This window comes from Acinetobacter sp. GW821-FHT09D10 (assembly GCF_059416285.1).
The window spans coordinates 269,751-286,226 of the sequence record NZ_JBWKOW010000002.1 but is presented as its reverse complement, the minus strand read 5'-3'; the positions used below and the strand labels follow the sequence as shown (position 1 = coordinate 286,226).

Annotated in this window: 13 protein-coding genes and 4 tRNA genes; 9 read left to right on the top strand and 8 right to left on the bottom strand. The window is 39.9% G+C overall.

The genetic code is table 11. The features are described from left to right. Position 1: 1 nt before the first annotated feature. The 3 genes from ftsL to AC07M3_RS08030 form a co-directional block, all read right to left on the bottom strand. Entirely contained in the window at positions 2-334 is a 333-nt protein-coding gene (gene ftsL / locus AC07M3_RS08040; protein ID WP_004789835.1) for a cell division protein FtsL, read from the bottom strand. Further along, on the bottom strand, positions 334-1,257 hold the full coding sequence (rsmH, locus tag AC07M3_RS08035) for a 16S rRNA (cytosine(1402)-N(4))-methyltransferase RsmH (protein ID WP_494566992.1): 924 nt from the start codon (positions 1,255-1,257) through the stop codon (positions 334-336). Before rsmH ends, ftsL begins: the two co-directional genes overlap by 1 nt. Before the next feature lie 231 nt (positions 1,258-1,488). Next, on the bottom strand, positions 1,489-2,487 hold the full coding sequence (locus AC07M3_RS08030; protein WP_092709875.1) for a sulfate ABC transporter substrate-binding protein: 999 nt from the start codon (positions 2,485-2,487) through the stop codon (positions 1,489-1,491). 399 nt (positions 2,488-2,886) lie between these two features. On the opposite strand from AC07M3_RS08030, the gene AC07M3_RS08025 reads away from it, so the two are divergent. The 8 genes from AC07M3_RS08025 to AC07M3_RS07990 all read left to right on the top strand — a co-directional run bounded on the left by AC07M3_RS08025 (position 2,887) and on the right by AC07M3_RS07990 (position 7,917). Further along, a complete protein-coding gene (locus AC07M3_RS08025; protein WP_003653839.1) occupies positions 2,887-3,186 on the top strand; it encodes a hypothetical protein in 300 nt (99 codons plus the stop codon). A gap of 116 nt (positions 3,187-3,302) precedes the next feature. Then, positions 3,303-4,811, top strand: a complete 1,509-nt coding sequence (gene gltX, locus AC07M3_RS08020; RefSeq protein ID WP_092709877.1) for a glutamate--tRNA ligase — start codon at positions 3,303-3,305, stop codon at positions 4,809-4,811. A gap of 57 nt (positions 4,812-4,868) precedes the next feature. Further along, positions 4,869-4,944, top strand: a tRNA-Ala gene (locus tag AC07M3_RS08015). A 25-nt stretch (positions 4,945-4,969) separates the two neighbouring features. Beyond that, a tRNA-Glu gene (locus tag AC07M3_RS08010) sits at positions 4,970-5,045 on the top strand. A 128-nt stretch (positions 5,046-5,173) separates the two neighbouring features. Further along, on the top strand, positions 5,174-6,595 hold the full coding sequence (locus AC07M3_RS08005) for an amino acid permease (protein WP_133747406.1): 1,422 nt from the start codon (positions 5,174-5,176) through the stop codon (positions 6,593-6,595). Between the two features lie 119 nt (positions 6,596-6,714). After that, on the top strand, positions 6,715-7,614 hold the full coding sequence (locus tag AC07M3_RS08000) for a hypothetical protein (protein ID WP_133747405.1): 900 nt from the start codon (positions 6,715-6,717) through the stop codon (positions 7,612-7,614). Positions 7,615-7,735: 121 nt separating this feature from the next. After that, positions 7,736-7,811: transfer RNA gene (locus AC07M3_RS07995), tRNA-Glu, on the top strand. 30 nt (positions 7,812-7,841) lie between these two features. Then, positions 7,842-7,917: transfer RNA gene (locus tag AC07M3_RS07990), tRNA-Glu, on the top strand. A 90-nt stretch (positions 7,918-8,007) separates the two neighbouring features. Here the strand turns inward: AC07M3_RS07990 and AC07M3_RS07985 are convergent. After that, positions 8,008-8,955, bottom strand: coding sequence for a hypothetical protein (locus AC07M3_RS07985; protein ID WP_494566993.1), 948 nt, complete (start codon positions 8,953-8,955; stop codon positions 8,008-8,010). A gap of 274 nt (positions 8,956-9,229) precedes the next feature. Here AC07M3_RS07985 and AC07M3_RS07980 point away from each other — a divergent pair, with 274 nt between their 5' ends. Next, on the top strand, positions 9,230-9,568 hold the full coding sequence (locus AC07M3_RS07980; protein WP_005038239.1) for a hypothetical protein: 339 nt from the start codon (positions 9,230-9,232) through the stop codon (positions 9,566-9,568). Between the two features lie 18 nt (positions 9,569-9,586). Here the strand turns inward: AC07M3_RS07980 and AC07M3_RS07975 are convergent, their stop codons facing one another. From AC07M3_RS07975 to AC07M3_RS07960, 4 genes are all read right to left on the bottom strand, one after another. Beyond that, positions 9,587-10,531: a cation diffusion facilitator family transporter gene (locus AC07M3_RS07975; protein WP_494566994.1), complete on the bottom strand. Its 945-nt coding sequence runs from the start codon at positions 10,529-10,531 to the stop codon at positions 9,587-9,589. A gap of 132 nt (positions 10,532-10,663) precedes the next feature. Then, positions 10,664-13,822 (bottom strand): efflux RND transporter permease subunit, encoded by a 3,159-nt coding sequence (locus tag AC07M3_RS07970; RefSeq protein WP_494566995.1) that lies wholly within the window; start codon positions 13,820-13,822, stop codon positions 10,664-10,666. Then, positions 13,812-15,029: an efflux RND transporter periplasmic adaptor subunit gene (locus AC07M3_RS07965; RefSeq protein WP_494566996.1), complete on the bottom strand. Its 1,218-nt coding sequence runs from the start codon at positions 15,027-15,029 to the stop codon at positions 13,812-13,814. The genes AC07M3_RS07970 and AC07M3_RS07965 overlap by 11 nt, the downstream gene beginning before the upstream one ends. A 2-nt stretch (positions 15,030-15,031) precedes the next feature. Then, positions 15,032-16,447 carry a TolC family protein gene (locus tag AC07M3_RS07960; RefSeq protein ID WP_494566997.1) on the bottom strand — a complete coding sequence of 472 codons (1,416 nt, stop codon included), beginning with the start codon at positions 16,445-16,447 and terminating at the stop codon, positions 15,032-15,034. Positions 16,448-16,476: the final 29 nt, after the last annotated feature.

Sequence of the window (16,476 nt, the reverse complement as noted above, 5' to 3'; positions counted from 1 at the left end):
CTTACTTATTTTGCTCTGAGGTCATTGGTAAAGAAATTACCACCGTTTCTGCAGCCGGTGGAGAAAACATCCGTAGCTGAGTTACAGCACGCGTACCAATCTGTGCCGTTGCACCAAAGGTTTGTTGCTCAATGAGCAAACGCCCCCATTCAGCATTGAGATCATCACGTTCACGCATATAAGAGCTAAGCTCTCTATAATCATGACGATATTCAAATACTTGAAATACCACCATCATGGCACTTATAAAAACAAGCGCCACCAATACTGTATACACAACAACTTTTTTCACCACTTTGTTTTCTGTGGTTGCGATTTCATCACTGCTTTTCATTACGCGCCTTTTTCTTCCAAGCGTTCAGCAACCCGAAGCCATGCACTACGTGAACGAGGGTTCGCTTTTACTTCTTCTTCACTCGCACGAACCCGCGAAATTTTCTTTAATCTTCTTGTATCTACCCGCTGCTCAGGCATTCCCCAACCGAAATCTTCTGCTAACGTAGATTCTTTTTGAATAAACTGCTTAATCAGTCGATCTTCAAGAGAATGGAAACTAATAACAGACAAACGTCCTTCCGGTTTTAGTAAGTCTACAGCTTGCGGCAAAAACAGTTCAATATCTTCTAGCTCTTTATTAATAGCAATTCGAATAGCCTGAAATGCACGTGTCGCTGGATGTTTATGTTTTTCCCATTTTGGATGAGCAGTTTTAATAACTTCCGCCAATTGAGCGGTCGTTTCTAGTTTTCCAGCTAGTTTAATGGCTTTAGCAATACGTCGACTATAACGCTCTTCACCATATTGATAAATAATATTTGCTAATTGTTCTTCTTCAATTTTAAGTAACCACTCGGCAGCAGTTAAGCCCTTAGAATTATCCATTCGCATGTCCAACGGACCATCTTGCATAAAACTAAAACCACGCTCTGCCTGATCAAGTTGAGGAGATGAAACCCCTAGATCAGCCATAATTCCATCAACACTCATCACACCAATTTCCTGCATCTTCTCTTTGATATCAGCAAAACTGGCATGAATGATGGTAAATCTTGAATCTTCTTGTGCCAAAGTAGCAGCAACTTCCAATGCTTGAGGGTCTTTATCAAATGCGTACACTCGCGCATTTTCATCAAGTTTAGAAAGCAATAAACGGGTATGCCCACCTCTTCCAAAGGTTGCATCGATATACACCCCAGTTGTGCGATCTGCCAATAAGCTCTCAATGGTCTCGGAAAGTAAGACAGAAATATGCGACATAGGTGTTAAATCATAGCGTGAAAATGTAACTGCACATTATCACCTTGTTTATGGGCAACGCCAAACGGCTTTTTGTAGGAAAATATTAATTTTTCATAGATAAAACCGTTTTGTTAGCATTTTTTAAGCAAAATAAAAAGGCAAACGTACTTTTAGGGCACGCTTGCCGACTTATAAATAAATTGAATGCAGTTTTAATCTAAAAAACGATAATCTATTTCAATAGTTTTCTTATTGTTTACCATCATAAATCTGATCAAAAATCGCACCATTAGCAAAGTGAGTTTTTTGAGCTTTCGCCCAACCACCAAAAACATCATTAATGGTAAATAATTTAATTTTTGGGAATTGGGCTGCATATTTAGCAGCCACTTGAGCATTACGCGGTCGGAAATAATGTTTAGCAGCAAGCTCTTGCCCTAACGGTGAATATAAAAAGTTCAAATAGCCTTTTGCTAAAGTTCGATTCCCATCTTTATCAACGGTTTTATCTACAATTGCGACTGATGGCTCTGCCAAAATTGAAATTGATGGGTAAACAATTTCATATTTATCTTTATCAGGTCCTTTCGTTGCCAATAAAGCTTCGTTTTCCCATGATAATAAAACATCACCAATTCCACGTTCGGCAAATGTTGTTAGTGAACCGCGTGCTCCCGAATCAAGTACTTTTACATTGTGATAAAGTTTTTTAACTAACTCACGAGCCTTGGCATCATTACCACCCGGTTGTTTTAAGGCATAACCCCATGCAGACAAATAAATCCAACGAGGTGCGCCACCTGTTTTAGGGTTAGGGGTGATAATTTCAACACCCGGTTTTGTTAGATCATTCCAGTCACGTATATTTTTCGGATTACCTTTCCGTACTAGAAATACAACAGTAGAAGTATAAGGCGCAGAATTATTCGGAAATTCTTTTTGCCAATTCGGCTGGATAAAGCCTGCTTTCACAATCTCATCAATATCATTAGCTAACGCTAACGTTACAACATCAGCTTCTAAACCAGTAGCAACCGCCCGAGCTTGTTTACCAGATCCACCATGCGACTGTTTAAATTCAACATCCTGCCCTGTGCGTTGTTTCCAGAACTTACCAAAGGCCTGATTATATTCTTGATAAAATTCTCGAGTCGGGTCATAAGAAACGTTTAAAAAAGAAGTAGCTGCCTGAGCTGCTGTTGCCATTCCCAAGTACACCGCTACAGCCATTATTGATATTTTTTTCATTTACAAAATCCATCATTGGTTTTAGTTTTACTATATTTTTAATTTTATAATTTACAATCAATTACTTATATTAATATATTTTTTATTAATCTCTTTAAAATATATAGATTAAGATGTCTAAGTTATTTCATTTTTGAAAAATTTTGTAATTATTCTTACAACTTAATGAGGGCCTTCACTTTATCTACACATTAATTTGTTAAATAATGAAGCGCAAAGGATACATATGGCCTACATTTGGGCCGACCAGATTAAAATATAGATAATTTTTGTAAAAAGTGTGACACAGTTCCACTTTTTTATTAAGATTTATGTTTAAATCGTAGCATTACCGTAATTTTACATTTCGTTAAACTCAAAAAATAGATGAAATGTAATGAACAGAGGGGATGATTAATAATGAAAATTCATTATGGAAAAGCGTTAAGCTTAAGTTTGGTGCTGGGTTTGGCATCACAGTTTTCTGCAGCTGCAGTACTTAAAGATACTCCAAACAAAACTGGGGCAGATAAGCAGACTTCGCTTATTGAAAAAGCTTTAGATCAGCAGAAACGTAATCCTATTGTATTACCTTCTACAAATGATGAACTTAAAGTACTCAATTCAATTCGCGTTACCCCCACTCAAAACTTTCTTGCTGCTCAGCACGAACGTTTTTCACGTTTTGTTCAGGCGATCTTCCAGCCACATGCATCTTAAATTCTGAAACTCCCCCTCACCGTTTCAGTTTTAGCCCAGTCTGATGTTAAATAAAACGTCAGAATACTGGGCTTTTTCGTTATAATAGTTTCAATTTTTATTTTGACCCATTACCTATGAAAGTTCGTACTCGTATTGCACCTTCCCCTACTGGTTTTCCTCATGTCGGCACCGCCTACATCGCCTTATTTAACATGTGTTTTGCGAAACAACATGGCGGAGAATTTATTTTAAGGATTGAAGATACAGACCAACTTCGCTCTACACCAGAGTCTGAAAAAATGATTTTGGATTCATTGCGTTGGTTAGGCCTAAATTGGTCTGAAGGTCCAGATGTGGGGGGGCCACATGCACCGTATCGCCAATCTGAACGTATGGGAATTTATAAGCAATACGCGTTAGAACTTGTTGAAAAAGGTCATGCTTTTTATTGTTTTGCTACAGCCGAAGAACTAGACCAGATGCGTGCAGAACAACAAGCACGTGGTGAAACACCAAAATATGACGGTCGTGGGTTAAAACTTTCTCAAGAAGAAGTGACACGTCGCTTGGAAGCGGGCGAACCACATGTTATCCGTATGAAAGTACCTGAAGAAGGTATTTGTAAATTTAATGACTTATTACGCGGGGAAGTTGAAATTCCTTGGGCGCAAGTCGATATGCAAGTTCTTCTTAAAAATGATGGATTACCAACTTATCATTTAGCCAATGTCGTTGATGACCATTTAATGGAAATCACTCATGTATTGCGCGGTGAAGAATGGCTTCCATCTGCACCAAAGCATCAGTTGCTTTACCAATATTTTGGCTGGGAAATGCCAACACTCTGCCACATGCCATTATTGCGTAATCCAGATAAATCAAAATTATCTAAACGTAAAAACCCGACATCAATTAACTACTACCGCGATATCGGTGTATTACCAGAAGCCTTGTTAAACTATTTAGGCCGTATGGGTTGGTCAATGCCGGACGAAAAAGAAGTATTTACGCTACAAGACATGATGGATAACTTTGATATTCAACGTGTATCACTTGGTGGTCCGATTTTTGATGTTGAAAAATTAAACTGGCTTAACGGTCAATGGATTAAAGGTTTAACTCCCGGCCAACTATTAGACCGTTTATTAACATGGAAGAGTGATCGCAGCACTTTAGAAGATATTGCTGCTGCCATTCAACCGCGTATTAATTTGCTTTCAGAAGCAGTAAATTGGGCTGGTTTCTATTTTAACCATATGCCACAAATCACAGCAGAAATGTTTGAAAGTAAAAAATTGACTTCTGAACAGGTTCGTCAAAGTCTTCAATTTGCAATATGGCGTCTTGAAGGCCAATTTACATGGAACAATGACACTGTTAGCCAAACTCTGATGGATCTTGCGAACCAGATGGAGATTAAATTACGCGATTTCATGCCTGCGTTCTTTATCGCAATTGCGGGTTCAACCAGCTCAACACCTGTAATGCAGTCAATGGTCACCCTTGGACCTGATTTAACTTTTGCTCGTTTACGTCGCGCTTTAGAAATTGTGGGTGGACCAAGCAAGAAAGAAGTTAAAAATTGGGAAAAACTCAATGAGAGCTTAAAATTGCCGAAAAATGAAGCAACTAGCGAAGTTTAATTCATTTTTTAGTTGACGTGTGAGCGCATTCAACCTAATATTGCGCTCACACAAACTGGGGTCATAGCTCAGTTGGTAGAGCGCTACAATGGCATTGTAGAGGTCAGCGGTTCGATCCCGCTTGACTCCACCACGCTCCTTTGTGTTTGCCTCATCAAGTCCCTATCGTCTAGAGGCCTAGGACATCGCCCTTTCACGGCGGTAACCGGGGTTCGAATCCCCGTAGGGACGCCATATTCTGCTTTAAAAATTATTAAAAGACTCTATCGTCACCTTACTGTTTATTCTTTATCTCTTTCTAGATTGCACATTTGTCTATTTTATCTAAAATAGCGTCTTTCTTAATTCTCTCAATGTGTAATATGCAGCCATCTGACAATCAACTAGATGCTCATCAGCATCAGAACAGTACTGCACCTTTAAAAAGAGCCATGAGTACTCGCCATCTTGTTATGCTATCACTAGGCGGGGCAATCGGAACTGGTTTATTTTTAGGTTCAGGGGAAGTCATTTCACAAACTGGAGCTATTGGCGCAATTATTGCCTATATTCTTGGTGGCGCGATCGCTTATATGGTCATGCTCTGCCTAGGAGAACTTGCTGTACATATGCCTGTTTCAGGCTCTTTTGGTGCCTATGCCAAAAAATATATCAGCCCCAGTACAGGCTATATGATTTCTTGGATGTACTGGTTGACCTGGACTGCAACGCTTGGAACTGAATTCACAGCCGCAGCATTACTCATGCAGGAATGGTTCCCACATATTTCAATGTGGATCTGGACAATTGTTTTTGCAATCACTATTTTTGGTTTAAATATTAGTTCAACTCGCATTTTTGCTGAGTCTGAGTTTTGGCTAGCTCTTATTAAAGTAATTACCGTTATTGCTTTTATTGTACTGGGCCTATTAGCAATTTTTGGTTTAATTCCTTTTCATGGTAGCCAAACTGCACCACTATTTAGCAATCTTACAGCTCAAGGCTGGTTCCCGCATGGTTTAATTCCTATTTTCACCACCATGCTGATTGTTAACTTTGCTTTCTCAGGAACCGAATTAATTGGCGTAGCAGCAGGTGAAACCAAAGATCCGGCTCAAAATGTACCCAAAGCAATTAATGCAGCGATTTGGCGTCTTCTTATTTTCTTTGTAGGGACCATTATTGTTATTAGTGCTTTACTTCCTTTCCAGCTTGCAGGTTTAGGCGGTGAAAGCGTAAGTAGTAGCCCTTTCGTTACCGTATTTAATTATATTGGCATTCCATATGCGGATGATATTATTAGATTTGTAATTATTACAGCCCTACTTTCGGCAGCAAACTCAGGCCTTTATGCCGCTTCACGTATGATGTGGTCACTGTCAGAACAAAAATTATTACCTAGCGTATTTGCTACGCTCTCAAAAAGTGGAACACCTATTGTTGCCTTAGTTGTAACAATGTTTGGAGCAATTCCAGGCTTGTTATCAGAGCAATTTGCCCCAGAGACTATTTTTAAAAATCTGCTTGGCGTTGCAGCATTTACTATGGTTATTGTCTGGATGAGCATTTGTTTAAGTCAATTTAATTTCCGTCGCCAATGGTACAAATCTGGCCATACAGTTAAAGACTTACAATATGCTGCCCCATTATTTCCTATCGTCCCGATTTTAGGTTTTATTTTCTGCTTTATTACGTGTTTAAGTATGGCAGCAGACCCTGAAATGCGTGCTGGTTTCGTAGGCTGCCTTATTTTTACAGCTTTATGTTATGTCAGCTATTTTATTTTTTACCGCAATAAAGTCTAAACCACTCTTATTCAATGAAAGTGTAGCAAAAAACTACACTTTTTTTTGTCTGCATACTGGTTTTATATAACATACCGTTGTAGATTAAAATTTATATTAAAAACAATTCCTTGTATAGAATGAAAATTATATTTATCCACGGGATGAATCAACAGAATTACACAGCACATCGCTTGAAAGAGCATTGGTTAAAAGTATTTAAGCTCGGTCTAAAACAGATGCCTTGCAAAGTTAACGTGCGCGATCTTCATATTCATATGCCATTTTATGGCGATCTGATGACTAAATATCAATTAAGCAATCAATTAAACCCTAATACTTTATTACCTAAGTCTTTTTTAAATAATTATTTACCCATTCAATTACATCGCAACAATCCTCCAGCTAAAGAACACACTCCATTTGTTCCTTTATTACTACCAGCAACTGACCCAGCTGAAAAAAGCTTCTCAGAACGACTTTATCTCACCTCTCAGCTCGTAAAGGATCGAGTACTCAAAGAATTGGTTGTTCTTTTAAACAACTTTCCAAAATTGCATGAGAGCTTGATACAGCAGTTTCTGATTGAAACTTATATGTACTTATCTAATCCTGAATTTATGCAGGAAGTTAATGAGCGGATTTTACAAAAAATGCGAGAGGATGATGATTATATCGTCGTTGCACACTCTCTCGGCTCAGTCATTGCTTTTAATCTACTTTCAAACCCTTCATATCGGTTTTCGATTAACCGATTTATAACATTAGCGTCTCCTTTATCTTTTCGCGTCATTCAAAGTAAGCTCCCAAGTCCAATTTCTAGGCCACCCCATATTGACGGCGAATGGTTTAATTTTTATTCCCAAGATGATTTTCTGACTGCATTTCCATTATGTGAGGCTCCTTTTAACTTTGATCCACCCATTATTAATCAGAAAATTTTTACCTTCGCTAACCAGCCACATGAGATTTTAGGATATTTACAACATCCCTCCGTGATAAAGGCAATTATTGAACCTTTTCAGAAAAAAGAGGGCTAAATGTATATATTTTCTACAATTTGAGTTATTTTTAAGCGCTTGATAGCTTTTTTTAATATTTATTCAGAAAACTATTTGACACTTTTATTAAATCGACCTAATATACGCCCACCTCTGAAACGTCCCTATCGTCTAGAGGCCTAGGACATCGCCCTTTCACGGCGGTAACCGGGGTTCGAATCCCCGTAGGGACGCCAGTAATTTTTTCAGATGTATGCCTCACATATGTCCCTATCGTCTAGAGGCCTAGGACATCGCCCTTTCACGGCGGTAACCGGGGTTCGAATCCCCGTAGGGACGCCAAATTCTAAAAAGCCACTGCATAACGTCAGTGGCTTTTTTCTTGCCTTAAAAAATGAAAAGCCAATCATGATTAGCTTTTCATATGCTCCATTAACTCGCAATGCCCACTTGTACTTCAAGGCGACCCGATTGTACCCGTAGTCCTCTAATTTCAAATTGATCTACCAATTGCTGGACCAACTCTCGACTTTCTCTCAAAATATTCAAACCCGGTAAAATACTAAAATCAGTCAAACTTAAAAGCTTTTCAACCATCCATGAACGGTTATTAATAAAGTCGATAAATCCTGCTTGCTCTAGGTCAATAAACCACATACGGTGACCATCACGCTGGATGCCAGGAATATCACCAATCAAGTGATTAATGAGTGATGGAATCGGTAACATATTCACCACTTCAAAACCAACTCGACCAATACGGCGCACAACCCAGTTTGATAGTGTTCCCCCATGGCGGATCTGAACATCAAGGCTCTCATCCATTTGACGTAGGCGCAAAAATTTTTCCTGCCCAATACGACATTCCAATACTTTAAAATCTAAACTTAAACGATACATGAAACGATGGTAATGCCCATCGATCTCGACTTGGAAACTATCATTGCCACACTTGATTTTAATATCATCAATTTCAGAACGATCTATGCGCTTACGAATTTGATTGTTTAATAGCATTTCCGGTAAATACAGCGTTAAAGTGCTCTTCCCCAAAAATGTACGTGCCATGATCAACGCGACTTGACGTGCAGTTTCACTGGTTTCAGACACCATACCTCTTACAGTACCTGCTGCCAGATTTGTCATTCCGACAACTCCACGTCTGGTGTGAGTGGTCACTTGGTCGAGCGCATCTAATGCAGCATCCGCGACCCCTGCAATATTACGTGTCGTATCACTAGCGAACCCGACCGCATCTTGGGCATGTTGCAATGTCTTATGCAGTAATCGACGAGATAATGACTGTTTTGCGGTATCTGGGGTATCTACAGCCGATGCTGTTGTTGTAGGCTTCGACTCATTGTCATCTTGTTGACCCAAGTCCCTCTCTCCTTTTTATATTTATTTCACATCCTATTTATGAGTATTTAAGCTCATTTATAGTGCTAATCACACTTCATTTTTCTGTAGATTAGCATGCTCTACAATATTATTTTAATTTTTATGTGTACGCATAAATCATCTGCTTTTTGTATTTCCTTGTTTATTCAAAATTAATTTTTTGCTAGCTCAAAGCACTTCATCGATATCTTACAAATTTTTTTCTTTTTCGACATTTCCGTTAGAATAGATTCAAACTGAATGTGGAGTTCCTATGCAATACCGTTGCCCTCAATGTCAAAGTGTTAAAATTATGCCTGTAAGCCAAGGCATTAACAGCGCAAAACCAACTGTTCCTAAAAGCCTTGCTATCTTAATTCCTGCAATTTTTATGCTTTTACTCTTGGTTATTATTAGCATTTTTATGTGGATTTTTGGCAATGGTGCAAGCAGCTCTCTTCAAATTGCAACAGTAGTTGTTTTTGTTGTGACTGTAGGGGCAGGTTTTATGTTCTGGCGTGATTTACCAGACTTTAAACTGTCTATGCAAGCATTTATGCAGTCACAAAAACATTGGAAATGCCGTGACTGCAATAACGAGTGGGAAATCTAATCAATTATTCACATCAGTTTAATGCTGATGTGAATGTGCTTCGTCAGCATGTTCATGGGGAGCATGCTGGGCAGTGTGCTGACAGTTAATCTCCTCGTCATCTTCAATTTGCAAAGTAACCTCTGCAATCCCATGTTCATGAGATAGCATTTCAACTGCTTCATTATAAAGCCTTGTACGCTCTGCTTCTGGCGCAAACAAGTGCACCGTTAAATGAATATTTTTAGACGTAATGGCCCAGACTTTAAGTTGATGAATACTTTCAACGCCATTTAAAGAAAGTAGATCTGTACGTAATTTCTCAATATCCACTTCTTCTGGCACACCTTCGAGCAAAATATTAATGCTCTGTTTAAGCAAAATCCATGTTCTTGGTAACACCCAAAAGCCAATGAGTACGGCAATAAGTGTGTCAATCCAGTACCAGTTGGTGAAATAAATCGTTATTGCCGCGATGATCACTCCTACCGAACCGAATGCATCGCTTAAGACCTCTAGATAAGCACCTTTAACATTTAGACTAGAGTTAGCGCCCGACATTAAAATTTTCATTGAAATGAGGTTAATTACTAAGCCAACCGTTGCCACAATAAGCATCCCCACACTTTGGATTTCAGGTGGCTTAGAGAACCGGATATAGGCCTCATATAAAATATAAACTGCCACCACAAAGAGCATGAGCGCATTAAATAAAGCTGCCAAAATTTCAAAGCGCTGATAGCCAAAAGTACGCTTATTATCAGCGGGACGTTTTGAAATTTGAATGGCAACCAAAGCAATTGCCAAAGCAGCTGCATCTGTAAACATATGTGCAGCGTCAGAGAGCAATGCCAAACTTTGCGTGATTAAACCTGCAATGACCTCAACAATTAAAAACGTTGTAGTAAGAGCTAAGGCAATTGTTAATTTTTTAGCATTACCTTCAGTCACTACCGCATGACTATGATCATGTTGTCCACCCATGTTGCGGACTCCTTATTATTTATCTTTATGGTGAGGTAAAAGTAACAATGAATGCATTATTATTTTTACCTCTTTCAAACACTTTTTTGACTCAAGTTCTGTAATCAAAAAAGATATCTCAAATCGATGACATTATGAATGCTCAGCGCTTTTCACCTTGCTTTCATTCATCCATCGATAAATGACTGGTAATAAGACCAGAGTTAATATCGTAGATGAAATAATGCCACCAATAACAACCGTTGCCAAAGGTCGTTGCACTTCTGCACCGGTTCCTGTTGCCAAAGCCATTGGAATAAAACCAAGCGAAGCAACACAAGCCGTCATTAGAACGGGTCTTAAGCGTAAGATCGCCCCATTCCAAGTTGCAGTTTGAATATCAAAGTTTTCTCTAAGCTCTTTAATAAAACTCAGCATCACCAGACCATTCAAAACAGCAACACCAGACAAGGCAATAAATCCAACGCCAGCCGACATTGAAAGTGGAATATCCCTTAGCCAAAGTGCGATAATGCCACCCGACAAAGCAAACGGAACGCCGCTAAACACCAACAGGCTTTCTTTAATGTTATGGAATACAGCCATGAGTAAAATGAAAATCATAGCAAGCGCCAATGGAACAACAATTTTCATTCGTGCAGCAGCTGAAGCTAGATTTTCAAACTGACCACCATATTCCAACCAATACCCCGCTGGTAGTTGTTCTTTTGCGAGCGTTGTTCTTAACTCTTGAACAAATGACCCTAAATCACGGCCTTCTACGTTAGCGGTAATAATGACACGGCGCTTACCATTTTCACGTCCTACCTGATTTAAGCCTGATGTACGTTCAACTTTAGCGACATCTTGAAGCTGGATTAGACCACCATTTGGTAATTGAATTGGAAGTTGGGCTAAGTTTTGAATGGTACGTTGCTGATCCTCTAAGCGAATTTCAAAATCGAATCGTCTATCACCTTGTAAAATCTGCCCTACATTTTGTCCACCGACACTTGCTGCCACAATATCTTGAATGGCTTTAGCAGATAATCCATATTGCGCAGCCAAAGGACGATTAATTTCGATACTTAGCACAGGCAAACCGCTCGTTTGTTCAACCTTAACAGCCGTAGCACCAGAAATTGTCTGTATCTTTTGAGCAAATGCCTGAGCCTGCTCATTAAGCACCTGCATATCATCGCCAAAAATCTTGACGCCAATATCGCTCCGGATACCTGAAATCAGCTCATTAAAACGCAGCTCAATCGGTTGAGAGAACTCGCTGTTATTGCCCGGTAATGTCGCCAAGAAAACTTGCATACGAGAACGCAGTTCATCTAACGTTTCTTTAGAGTTTGGCCATTGATCATGAGGTTTAAGCAAAATAACCGCATCAGAGATATTAGGTGGCATCACGTCAGTTGCAACCTCAGCCGTCCCTGTTCGTGCAAAAACAGCCTTTACCTCTGGAAAATTTTTCAAAATGAGCTTTTCAGTATTTTCTTGCATTCGCAGAGACTGCTCGAGTCCAGTACTAGGTGAACGCATTTGCTGCAAGGCGAAATCACCTTCACTGAGTTGCGGAGCAAATTCACTGCCCATTTGGGTCGCTAAAACACCTGTGAACACTAAAATACTTAATGCAAAACTAAGAACAACAATCTTAAGTTGATAAGCCTGATCGAGAATATCTCGATATTTCTGCTTTAAAAGCAGCATCCAACGTGTTTCTTTTTCTTTCACTTCACCCGTAACAAAAAGAGCAACTGCCGCAGGTACAAATGTCACAGAAAGAATCATGGCACCCAATAACGCCATAACCACGGTCATTGCCATCGGATGGAACATTTTGGCTTCAACGCCAGATAAAGCAAAAATAGGTAAATAGACCACTAAAATAATCATTTGCCCAAAAATAAGCGGTCGACGGGCCTGTTTCGCTGCGAGAAAAACTTCTTTGAATCGCTCAGTTCTCGTAAGTGGCCGTTGTAAAGCATGCTGTGCTTCTGCTAGACGTCGAATACAGTTCTCTACGATAACAACTGCACCATCTACAATAATCCCGAAATCAAGCGCTCCTAGGCTCATCAGATTGGCACTAATGTTTTGTTCAGCCATACCTGTCAGGGTAAATAACATCGAAAGCGGGATAATACAGGCAGTAATTAAAGCTGCTCGGAAATTTCCGAGGAAAATAAACAAAATCACAATAACCAGAATCGCCCCTTCTACAAGGTTCTTCTGTACTGTTGCAATTGCTTTGTTTACCAAACTCGTCCGGTCATAAACCGTTTCGATTTCTACACCTTTAGGTAAAGTAGATTGAATTTCCTTAATTTTGCTATCGACCGCCTGAGCAACTGTACGGCTGTTTTCCCCCATCATCATCATGGCAATGCCAAGAACAGTTTCTCCACCATTGTAAGTTGCAGCACCCGTTCTTAAATCATGCCCAATAGAGACATTCGCCACATCTGCCACACGAATTGGTAAACCATTTTTAGTGCTTACAGTAATGTTTTGAATATCCTCAACACTACTTAACATGCCCGGAACACGAACAGTGAGCTGCTCGCCATTCTCTTCAATAAAACCTGCACCGCGATTTTCATTGTTTTCTTGCAGAGCAGTTTGAAATTCATTAATTGAAATCTGAAGCTGCTGCAAACGTTTTAAATCAGGAGAAACAATATAGGTTTTATTGTAACCACCAATACTGTTAATTTCGGCTACACCTTTCACTCGCTGTAATTGAGGACGTACAATCCAGTCCTGAATTTCACGCAAGTCCATGGCTGTATAGGCTGTACCATCAGCTTTTTTAGCACCAGCTTTTGCTTTCACAACCCATTGGTAAATTTCACCCAATCCCGTTGAAACAGGAGACATGACAGGATCAACCGTTTCAGGTAGTTGTCCGTCCGCCTCTTGTAAACGCTGGTTAATCAGTTGCCTTGCCCAATAAATATCTGTTCCATCTTTAAAAATGATGGTGACTTGGGAAAGTCCATAGCGGGAAATAGAGCGAGTCTGTTCCAGATTAGGAATTCCGGCCATCGCATTTTCAATAGGATAGGTAATCCGCTGTTCGACCTCTAAAGCCGTATATCCATTTGCTTGAGTATTAATCTGCACCTGAGCATTGGTAATGTCTGGAACCGCATCAATAGGAAGCTTTTGATAACTCCAGATTCCGACTCCAATCCACGTCAGCACAAATAGCATGACCCAAATAGCATTTTGAATAGCAAACTGAATAACTCTGTCAAATAGTCCTTCGGGTTTGGGCAGTTCGGGTTTATTAATGTCCATGCTCCGCCTCTCCTTTTTCCAGTTCGGATTTCAGCAAGAAGCTGCCTTCTGCAACATAGCGCTGGCTTGGATTAATACCTTTTACAACTTCGACCCACTGACCATCTTTAGAACGTTGCCCCAACTGTACAGTGACAGGTTCAAACTCAAAGCCTGTTTTGACCATTTTTGGAGTAAAGATAACGTCTTTACCTTCAACTTGCTGGATCGCTTGAGCTTTTACACGTGTTACTTTTTGCGTTGAACCTGAATTTAGCTCAACGTTAACCATTAGGTTTGGACGTAATTCACTATTATTTGCTAAAACCTTAGCACGAACTTGTAAGCGCCCTGTCTGAGCATCAGCCTCTGTTGTTAAGCTTTGAACCTGTGCAGTAAATACATTCCCAGTTTGCAAAGATTTAAATTCAATCTGCTGATTTGGCTGTACATTCATATTTGCGGTGCTTGGTAAAATAAACTCCAGCCACAACTGATCAAGTTGATTAATAATAAAAAGCTGATCTGCAAGCTGTACGTTTTCACCCACCACAATATCTTTATTACTCACCGTGCCAGCAATTGGAGCTGTTAAGGTGTAGCGTCCGCCTGAACCGGAACCTGCGCCGAATGCACTTAAGCGTGAGCGAGCTGCTTTAACCTGAATTTGGGCTTGCTGGTAAGCGTTATAAGCTCGTTGATAATCTTGTTTAGCAGAAATTCCCTGAGACCATAAGCTACGTTCACGTTCATAGTCCTGACGCGTTAAATCAAGATTAGACTGTGCAATTTGTAAATTCGCTTGTTGATCGACTAGATCTGGAACCAATAAGCTTGCGAGAGCCTGACCCTTTTTAACCTGTTGTCCCAATTCAACATAGACTGCTTCGACACGACCACTAAAACTTGGTGAGACATGGGCTTGACGGTCTGTATTTACAACCAGTTTGGCTGGATAAGTTTGAAGTTGAGCAACTTCCCCCACTTCAACCTGTTCAATTTTTAAATTTTGTTCCTGCATTTGTTGAGCAGTGAGCATCAATGGTTTTTCACCTTCGTCATGATGTCCTTCACCCTCTTCCTCAGCATGCCCATGGCCTTCTGAGGCTTCAGAAGAGGCAGGTTTATTTTTTGAATTTAAAACGAGCAAGCCGATTAATATTGCAGTGACTGCTGCAATCACTCCCACCCAAAGCCACTGAGAATTTTTCTTTAAATTTGTCGACATTTTTATTCTCCTGCCTGAGTTGGGAATGATTGGCTTTGTTGCCAAGCACGTTGATTCAATTGCATTAAGGCATCTTTCGCCATGATTTGTTCCGGCTCTAAACCGAAACGCAAACTTTGAATTTCAATTGAATTTTGCCAAGCCTGTTTTAATAGCTCGACTTTACGTAAACGGACATCTTGCAATTGCATGGTGGCTTGCTGAACATCGGTAACTGCGAACTTACCCAAACGGAAACCTTGTAATGTTTTTTGTTGAACTTGAGCCGCAAGAGGAACTTGCTGATCATTGAGTTGTTTAAACTGGATGCGCAAACCCTTTAACTCTGACATCAAAGTCTCAATATCTGCTTGATTCTGCTGTCGATAAAAGCTTTGTTGGCGTTGAGTCAGCTCTTGCTTGGCTTGAGCAATCTTGATTCCATACTGTTGGCGATTAAAAAGATTTAAAGGAATTTCTACGCCTAAACGAATTTGGTTATCTGTACTCTGCTCTGGAGAGCGAGTGTTATTAACACCCAAAGTTACGGTAGGTTGTGGTCTTGCTTTTGCTTTAAGCTGTTGAATATTGGCTTGCTGCGCAAGAGAATCCAACTGGAAAGAGCGCTCCAATAAATTATTTTGTGAATCTTGGTTTGGTTCTATATTCGCTGCCAGCGCCCATAACTGGTTTGGACTTTGAAAGAGCTGAAACTGACTTGAACCACCACCCCATAAATTCACTAGTTGCTGTTTCGCAACTTGGAGTTTTAAATCGACTTGTTGGTATAAGCGCTGATTTTCCAAGTGAGACATACGCACTCGGTCTACATCAACTTGCGCAATACTTCCTGCCTGATAACGTTTTTCCGATGCTAGTAAATTTTCTTGGCTAACGGATAGCTGCTCTCCAATGAGAAATTTTTCAAGCTCAAGCAAAGCCACTTGCGACCAAAAATATTTAACGATTAATCCAAGCTCAGCGGTATAACGCTGCTCAGCCAAATCAATTTTTGATATTTCTACTTTTGCCAAATTTTGTGCAGCCTTACGCTGCCCAAAAATATCCAAAGGCTGAGAGATTCCAATCGCGAGTTCTTTTTCTTGATCACTCTGGAAACCTGTTTGCTCAATGGAAAGACTTGGGTTTGCCCATAAACGACTTTGCTTTAAATTAGCCTCAGCCATTTGCTGCTGTGCTTTCCAAACACCTTGCTGATTTTGATAGTTTTGTACCTGTTCTAACGCTTGCTCAAAAGTAAACGCTGCTTTTTGAATATAACGTTCTTGTTGAATATCAGACTGAGCTATCACTGCTTGCCCAGCCAATAGCATGGCAATAGACAGGCTTGAAATCGTTAAAACTTTTTTTAACGTTATCTTAACGTTACTCTCTAAGTGATAAGTAGAACTCACTCGATTTGAAAAAATAGAAGACATGTTTTTGCCCCGCAATAAATAAGAGATGC

Bases quoted from the DNA above. Each gene is read 5' to 3' on its own strand.
- ftsL (WP_004789835.1), bottom strand. From the start codon at position 334: ATGAAAAGCAGTGATGAAATCGCAACCACAGAAAACAAAGTGGTGAAA.
- rsmH (WP_494566992.1), bottom strand. From the start codon at position 1,257: ATGTCGCATATTTCTGTCTTACTTTCCGAGACCATTGAGAGCTTATTG.
- AC07M3_RS08030 (WP_092709875.1), bottom strand. From the start codon at position 2,487: ATGAAAAAAATATCAATAATGGCTGTAGCGGTGTACTTGGGAATGGCA.
- AC07M3_RS08025 (WP_003653839.1), top strand. From the start codon at position 2,887: ATGAAAATTCATTATGGAAAAGCGTTAAGCTTAAGTTTGGTGCTGGGT.
- gltX (WP_092709877.1), top strand. From the start codon at position 3,303: ATGAAAGTTCGTACTCGTATTGCACCTTCCCCTACTGGTTTTCCTCAT.
- AC07M3_RS08005 (WP_133747406.1), top strand. From the start codon at position 5,174: ATGCAGCCATCTGACAATCAACTAGATGCTCATCAGCATCAGAACAGT.
- AC07M3_RS08000 (WP_133747405.1), top strand. From the start codon at position 6,715: ATGAAAATTATATTTATCCACGGGATGAATCAACAGAATTACACAGCA.
- AC07M3_RS07980 (WP_005038239.1), top strand. From the start codon at position 9,230: ATGCAATACCGTTGCCCTCAATGTCAAAGTGTTAAAATTATGCCTGTA.
- AC07M3_RS07975 (WP_494566994.1), bottom strand. From the start codon at position 10,531: ATGGGTGGACAACATGATCATAGTCATGCGGTAGTGACTGAAGGTAAT.
- AC07M3_RS07970 (WP_494566995.1), bottom strand. From the start codon at position 13,822: ATGGACATTAATAAACCCGAACTGCCCAAACCCGAAGGACTATTTGAC.
- AC07M3_RS07965 (WP_494566996.1), bottom strand. From the start codon at position 15,029: ATGTCGACAAATTTAAAGAAAAATTCTCAGTGGCTTTGGGTGGGAGTG.
- AC07M3_RS07960 (WP_494566997.1), bottom strand. From the start codon at position 16,447: ATGTCTTCTATTTTTTCAAATCGAGTGAGTTCTACTTATCACTTAGAG.